Origin of the sequence: Streptomyces sp., from assembly GCF_036566765.1 — a bacterium.
GTDB lineage: Bacteria > Actinomycetota > Actinomycetes > Streptomycetales > Streptomycetaceae > Streptomyces.
Map to the genome: position 1 here is coordinate 1 of NZ_DATCVQ010000085.1, position 2480 is coordinate 2480.

Here is a 2480-nt window from a genome sequence, read left to right on the forward strand (position 1 = left end):
GCCCGATGTCCCGTCCGGCGTCTGCTCCGTTCCTTCGCTAGGCTTACCTGAGAGTCATCCGTCTCCGTCGGGAAGCACAGCCACTGCTGGGGCGCCGAGAAGCTTCGGTTCCCGTACGACTGGAGCGTCGCATGCCATACCGCCCACGACCTGGCCTGGCGCGAACGACCACTGCGGCGGTCTTCGTGATCGCCCTGGCCGCTGCGCCGTCCGACGCCGCACTCGCGTTCACCGGGGGCAACCACGAGACCGTCACACGGGCGGCCCTGCCGTGGGAGCCGGCCACGCTGACCGAGATGGCGGATGCCCGCGACGGCGCGATCAACGCCAATGACCACGGCGGATACTTCCTCCTCGGCCCACTGCACTGCGACAACGCCGACTACCTCGCCCCCCGCTACGTCCAGGACTATCCCCGCAGCCGGGACGAGGCCACCACCGAGCTCCTCGCCTGTATCCGTACCTCCGTCGCCCGCTTCCGCAACGCGATCCGGGCTGCCGACGGCCTCGTCGACGCAGAGGGCAAGGTCCGGGCCGACCAGAGCGACCTGTCCTCCCACTGCACGTGGAAGGAGGCCCCCGACCGTGCCAAGTGCGACGTCCTGGAACAGCTCGGCCGCGGCTGGCACCAGATACAGGACTTCTACTCGCACTCGAACTGGTCCGACCGGGCGGCCCCGGGTCCGGTCGGCCTGGACAACCCTCCCGGACTGGCACGTACCGATGTCGCTCCCTTCTTCGACATCCGCCGCTACAGCACGATGGAGGACGCCGACTGGACCCGGGACGCACGAGCCCGCATACCCGTGGACCTCGCAACCGGTTGCTACTCGGACTTCGACTCCACCGGCGTCAAGGCCGACGACTGCGCCGGCCGTGTCGCTCACAACCGCGACCTGAACAAGGACACCGCCGCATCCCGCCGCTCGAAAACCGGCGACAACTTCAGCCACGCCATTTCCGGGGCCACCGCCGAGACCACTCGCCAGTGGAACGACTTCAAGGCCGAACTGCGCACCACCTACCCGGACCACCGGCGCGGCGAGCAGATGATCTGCGCCCTCGTTCACGACGACCCGGCTTCAAGCTGCCCCTGAGTGACATGGCGCGGCTGTCATCCGCGGGTCAAGGCCGCCGGCAGTTCCTCCGCGGGCAGCCGGCCTGCGCGCACCGGGGGTTTGCGGGGCGTGCTGGGACGGAGATCCGAGTCGAGTGTGGTTCTTCCGGGCGGGCTTCTGTGGCCTACGACCCTTCAGGACTGTCCTGACCGCGGATGCGTGAACCCGTGTTCCGTGGTGACGATCTGGCCCGTGTACGGCCCGGATCTTGGTCACGGCAACGCTCCGGTAGCAGCGGCCGCCCGCTCCCGAATCACCTTGGCTGCGCCTTCGGTCACGCTGTGGGCTGAGCCGAGCCGGCCTGTAGACAGGGGGAGTGCCTCATCCGGCCGGGCGCCGGATCGCTCGTCGCGCGCGGCTTTGACACGACCCGCGCCGCGACAGAAGGCGGCGGACGCTCGCCCTATCATCTGCCGTAACCGGCAGGCAGAGGGCACCGGTGAGCGAGGGGACGGGCATGTCGTCGGTGAACGGAGCACGTGCTTGGCTGCTGCTGTGCCCTGGGCTCAGCCGGGGTGCGGACGGCGCTTCCGGTCGTAACCCGGGTCCGGTCACGTCGTCACTCATCGCCTCCTTCGCCGCGGAGCTCGGGCACCAGGCCGCGGTTGTCCACAGCAGTCAGCTGGTACTCGGCGTGGAAGGCGGACGGCTCACACTTGCCGACACCAGCGGGCGACCTGTCCCTGCACCCGCTGTGGCCTACGCCCGCCTGTCGACGCCTCAACTGTCACCTGACAGAGAAGTCACCCTGCTGCGACACCTGGCCGCAATGGGCACGCAGCTGATCAACCCCGCCGAGGCGGTCCTGGCGTCGGTGAACAAGTTCTGGCACCTGCAACAGCTCGCTGCCGCAGGCATCCCCGTCCCCGACACCCGCACCCACACCGACGCACCTTTGGAGGACGTACTCGATATCGGTGTGCCGCAGCCGTGCGTGGTCAAGGCCGTGCGCGGTCACCGTGGCCGACGGGTCTTCCTCGCCGCCGACGACAAGTTGCTGCGAGCTGTGGCGGGCAGTCTGGACGACCGGCACCCCTATCTCTTTCAGCGGTACGTCGCCCACTCCCACGGCCGGGACCTGCGCGTCATCGTGGTCGACCGCCTGGCCGTGGCCGCCGCCGTGCGCACAGCCGGTGACGACCGTCTCGTTTCCAACTTGGCGCAAGGTGGGAACCACACGGTCTGCACCGGCCGGTTTTCGGACGCAGAGGCGCTGGCCGTCGAAGCGGCGGACGTCATCGGCCTCGGGGTCGCGGGCGTCGATCTCCTCTTCGAAGCGGACGGTTCCTTCACCGTGTGCGAGGTGAACTGCAATCCCACCTGGCGGCCCGACATGCTCGGTATCGCCGAGGCGATCGCCAT

At 68.9% G+C, this 2480-nt stretch carries 2 protein-coding genes; both read left to right on the top strand.

Annotated elements, in window-relative coordinates; genetic code table 11:
- The first annotated feature begins 131 nt into the window (after window positions 1-131).
- A complete protein-coding gene (locus tag VIU94_RS04785; protein ID WP_331907865.1) occupies window positions 132-1097 on the top strand; it encodes a hypothetical protein in 966 nt (321 codons plus the stop codon).
- Window positions 1098-1575: 478 nt separating this feature from the next.
- Window positions 1576-2480 (top strand): ATP-grasp domain-containing protein (locus VIU94_RS04790; protein ID WP_331907867.1); only part of this gene is annotated, 905 nt, incomplete at its 3' end.

What these genes read in the sequence shown, in the direction of transcription:
- VIU94_RS04785 (WP_331907865.1), top strand. Translation starts at nt 132, where the DNA reads ATGCCATACCGCCCACGACCTGGCCTGGCGCGAACGACCACTGCGGCG.